Origin of the sequence: Prosthecobacter gellanilyticus (assembly GCF_007992435.1) — a bacterium.
In the GTDB taxonomy this organism is placed as follows: Bacteria; Verrucomicrobiota; Verrucomicrobiia; order Verrucomicrobiales; family Verrucomicrobiaceae; genus Prosthecobacter; species Prosthecobacter gellanilyticus.
Map to the genome: position 1 here is coordinate 1 of NZ_BKAG01000106.1, position 4,196 is coordinate 4,196.

Annotated in this window: 4 protein-coding genes; all 4 read left to right on the forward strand. The window is 59.4% G+C overall.

Going from position 1 to position 4,196, the window contains the following annotated elements; translation table 11 throughout:
- A partial coding sequence (locus tag BGE01nite_RS28565; RefSeq protein ID WP_146856328.1) for a DUF1553 domain-containing protein occupies positions 1-420 on the forward strand: 420 nt, incomplete at its 5' end.
- A gap of 5 nt (positions 421-425) precedes the next feature.
- Positions 426-1,967 (forward strand): sialate O-acetylesterase family protein, encoded by a 1,542-nt coding sequence (locus tag BGE01nite_RS28570; protein ID WP_170267140.1) that lies wholly within the window; start codon positions 426-428, stop codon positions 1,965-1,967.
- 43 nt (positions 1,968-2,010) lie between these two features.
- Positions 2,011-3,435, forward strand: coding sequence for a DUF1501 domain-containing protein (locus BGE01nite_RS28575; protein ID WP_146856332.1), 1,425 nt, complete (start codon positions 2,011-2,013; stop codon positions 3,433-3,435).
- Between the two features lie 116 nt (positions 3,436-3,551).
- Complete coding sequence (locus BGE01nite_RS28580; protein WP_146856334.1) at positions 3,552-4,085, forward strand: hypothetical protein; 534 nt, start codon at positions 3,552-3,554, stop codon at positions 4,083-4,085.
- The last annotated feature ends 111 nt before the right edge of the window (positions 4,086-4,196 follow it).

Here is a 4,196-nt window from a genome sequence, read left to right on the forward strand (position 1 = left end):
GGGCCGTCGGTGTTCCCGCCGATTCCAGACGGTGTGATGGGCCAGGGTCAGGTGAAGCGAATCTGGACGGTGAGTCCGGGGGAGGATCGCTACCGGCGCAGCATGTACACCTTCTTTTACCGGGCATCGCCGCCGCCGTGGTTGACGGTGTTTGATGCGCCGGACAGCATCACCACCTGCACGCGCCGGCTGCGCAGCAACACGCCGCTGCAGTCCCTGACGCTGCTGAATGACCGGGGGTATTTTGAGTTCGCTGGAGCGCTGGAGCAGATCATTCGCAAAGACGGGCTGGAAGCAGCGTTTTGTCGGTGCACCAGCCGCCCGCCCAAACCCGACGAGCTGGACGTCTTGAAGAAGCTGGACCCGCTGTCCGCAGCGCGTGTCCTGCTGAATCTGGATGAGACCGTCACCCGCGAATGATCCTCATGAACTTCCGATTCCTCCCCATCGCCCTTCTCGCTGTCTCCGCTGTCCAGGCGGAGGTGAAACTGCCCGCCGTGATCTCTGATCACATGGTGCTGCAGCGAGACGTCGCCGCACCCATCTGGGGCACAGCGGCTGCGGGTGAGGAAGTGTCGGTTTCCGTCGCCGGACAAACGAAGTCTACCAAGGCAGATGCGAACGGCAAGTGGCTGGTGAAGCTTGATCCGCTGGCCGTCGCTGAAGGCCTGAGCCTGACCGTGACAGGCACGAACACCATCGAGGTGAAGGATGTGCTGGTCGGTGATGTGTGGCTGGGCTCGGGGCAATCCAACATGGCAGGTCCGGTGCGCACCTATAAAGGCAAAGACGCCGTTCTGCAGAAGCTGCTGGAAGGTGCGCCCTATCCAAAATTGCGTTTCAAGCGCCAGGGTGATTCGAAATGGGAATTGGCCACGCCGCAAACAGTGGATGCCTTTTCCGCGCTGTTGTTTCCCTTCGGAGTACGTGTGCAGGAGGAGATCAAGGTGCCGGTGGGTTTGATGATGGGCTGCGTGGGGGGCACGCCTTCAGGCTTCTGGCTGACGGAGGAAATGTATCGTTCCGATGCCGCTTGCGTTGCGCAGGCGAAGGAGTTTGCCAAGACCTATGACCTCGCCGCCGCCATGAAAGGTTATGAGAGATATATGGCGGCCTGGAAGCAAACCCAGGAGAAAGCCAAGAAGGACAATGTGCAGCCCAAAGGCCGCGAACCGCGCAAGCCCACACCCGCAGGTGAGTCCTATGGCCAAATCGGCAACTTGTACGAGAAATACATCCAGCCGTATGTGCCCTATGCCATCCGTGGCGTGCTTTGGGACCAGGGTGAAGGCGGCACGGCAATCACAGGAGTGGATCAGTATCATGTGATGGGCGCCTTGATCAAAGGTTGGCGCGGTGCTTTTGGCCAGGATTTCCCGTTCATCTATGTGCAGAAGGTCAGTGGCGGCGGCACGGCCTGGGACATGAGCGATCCTGTGACGATCAATGCCAGCCCCTTTGCTCCCCTGCCCACTCAGCTACCACGGAACATCGATGGCTTACATCGTGAAGTGCACATCAAGATCCAACAGCATCCGAAGACCGCGATGGTCATCGCCACAGATCTCGGGGGCATGACGCATCCGACGAACAAGTCTGGTTATGGAGCTCGCGCGGCGCGTGTGGCGCTGGGCTTTGTGTATGACAAGCCGGTGGAGATCAGCGGTCCCCTATATGCTGCGCATCAGATCGATGGTGACAAGGTGCGCATCAAGTTCACGCATGTGGGCAAGGGCTTGGCGGCACGTCACAGCGAGAAGCTCCAGGGTTTCATGATCGCGGGTGCGGACAAGAAGTTTCAATGGGCCGATGCAGTGATCGATGGCGACAGCGTGGTGGTCTCCAGCGCGGCTGTGCCTGCACCAAAGGCCGTTCGCTATGCCTGGTCCAATGTCGCCCCCTGGGCCAATCTCTTCAACAAGGACGGGCTGCCTGCGCAGACCTTCCGCACGGACAACTGGCAGTAGTCCACTTACTTTTGGTTAGTCTTTTCACTTTCTCTTCTTCACCATGAATCCGCTGCTTCACCAGACACGTCGTCATTTTTTTAGCCGCTGTGGTGTGGGGGTGGGCTTCATCGCGCTGAGTTCGCTCATGGGCGCGCCGGCTGGGAAGATGCGGAATCCGCTGACACCGAAGCGCACGCATTTCCCGGCGAAGGCGAAGAATGTGATCTTTCTCTTCATGGCTGGAGGACCTTCGCAGCTCGACATGTTTGAGCACAAGCCGCTGCTCACGAAGCTGAATGGCAAGCCGATCCCGGAGAGCTACACCAAGGGCAAGCGCTTTGCCTTCATGGACAGCAGTCATCGCAGTGATTTGTTAGGCTCACGAATCAACTTCAAGCAGCATGGGCAATCGGGAGCGTGGGTGAGTGATCTGCTGCCGCACACGGCGAGGATTGTGGATGACCTGGCCTTTGTCACCACATGCAAGACGGACCTCTTCAATCATGCGCCTGCGAAACTGTATATGAACACAGGCAGCGGGCTGTTTGGCCGTCCGAGCATGGGTTCATGGGTGACGTATGGTCTTGGCAGCGAGTGCGATGATCTGCCGGGATTTGTGGTGCTGCAGAGCGGGCCTCGCGGACCTCGTGGGGGTGCGGTGCTGTGGGGCAGCGGAGTGCTGCCGACGACGTATCAAGGCGTGCCGCTGCGCAATCAGGGGGATCCTATTGTGAATCTCTCTACTCCGAAGGAGATCAGCGCCGCACAGCAGCGGCAGGTGGTGGATGCGGTGCGTGAGCTGAACATGAAGAAGCTCGTGGAAACGGGTGACGATGAGATCGCCACGCGCATCAACGCGTATGAAATGGCGTATCGCATGCAGACGAGCGCGCCCGAGTTGATGGACACGGCCGGGGAGAGCCAGGCCACGCTAGACATGTATGGCATCAAGGATCCGAAGGAGACGAGCTTTGCACGCAACTGCTTGCTGGCGCGCCGGCTGGTGGAGCGTGGGGTGCGCTTTGTGCAGCTCTATGACACGAACTGGGATCATCATGGGGGTCCAACGGAGAACTTGGAGAAGCATCTGCCGATGAAGTGCCAGGACATCGACCAGGCTGGCGCAGCACTGGTGAAGGACTTGAAGCAGCGCGGGATGCTGGATGACACCATCGTGATCTGGGGCGGTGAGTTCGGCCGCACGCCGATGGGCGAGGTGCGGGAGTCCACGGGCCGCAATCATCACATCGATGCCTTCACGATGTGGTTCGCGGGTGGTGGCTTCAGGCCCGGTGTGATTTATGGCCAGACGGATGAGTTTGGCTTCGGGGCCGTGGAGAACCCCGTGCATGTGCATGACATCCATGCGACGATTTTGTATCAGCTCGGCATCGATCACGAGCGGCTGACGTTCCGGTCCCAGGGGCTGGACTTCAAGCTGACGGGTGTGGATCCGGCGAAGGTGGTGAAGGGGATCCTGGCGTGAGGTGGTGCTAGCTTCAGGCTTGCGCCTAACCGGATAGTTGTCCTATTTTTGATTATTCCGCCTCCTGCAAATCGGAGGGTGGTTCATCAAGCAGCTCAACACGCCACAGCACCGCCATGAGACCTAACAGCCTTTTAGACCTGACGGTAATCTCGGTGCTGGCCGGCCTCATGACCACGGCCTGTTCGACCAAGAAGCCGGACTCTGAGCCGCCATCGGGCAAACCTTCCAACCCATGGCTGGAGGCAGACCTCGCGTCATGGCGGGTTAAGGGGCGGAGAGAGATGCCGCTTGGGGATGTGGCCATGCTGTATGCGGACAGGATCATCAAGCACCCGGATGGGACGGCTACGGCCACGGGTCATGTTTATGCGGAGGGTCTCGCGTCACCTCCTGATGGGAAACTGGGATGGCCTGCACATACTTATGCCAACGGGGCCGAATGGGTGCCCGGCACGCAGACGCTGGAACTAAAGGGCTGGCCGGTGCTGGAGTATCGGAAGAGCCAGGTGATCAGCGCGAGAGAGTCCACGACGATGCTGATTTCTCCGGGCTCGCTGAAGATTCATGGGCCTTCGAGCATGAGGCTTATCACGGAGGAGAAGAAGGAGGCCAAGCCCGCCGAGAAAGATAAGGGCATTGGAGAGTGAGGAGGCTTGGAGGGTCTAAGCAACTCTGGAGAGATCGACAATGAAGCGGACAGGAGTGTCCGCGCTCCTCTCGAAGGGTGATTCTGCGTGCGATGACTTTCGTTAGAGCAT

Excerpts from the sequence above, each read along its gene's own strand:
- BGE01nite_RS28580 (WP_146856334.1), top strand. The coding sequence starts at position 3,552 with ATGAGACCTAACAGCCTTTTAGACCTGACGGTAATCTCGGTGCTGGCC.
- BGE01nite_RS28570 (WP_170267140.1), top strand. The coding sequence starts at position 426 with ATGAACTTCCGATTCCTCCCCATCGCCCTTCTCGCTGTCTCCGCTGTC.
- BGE01nite_RS28575 (WP_146856332.1), top strand. The coding sequence starts at position 2,011 with ATGAATCCGCTGCTTCACCAGACACGTCGTCATTTTTTTAGCCGCTGT.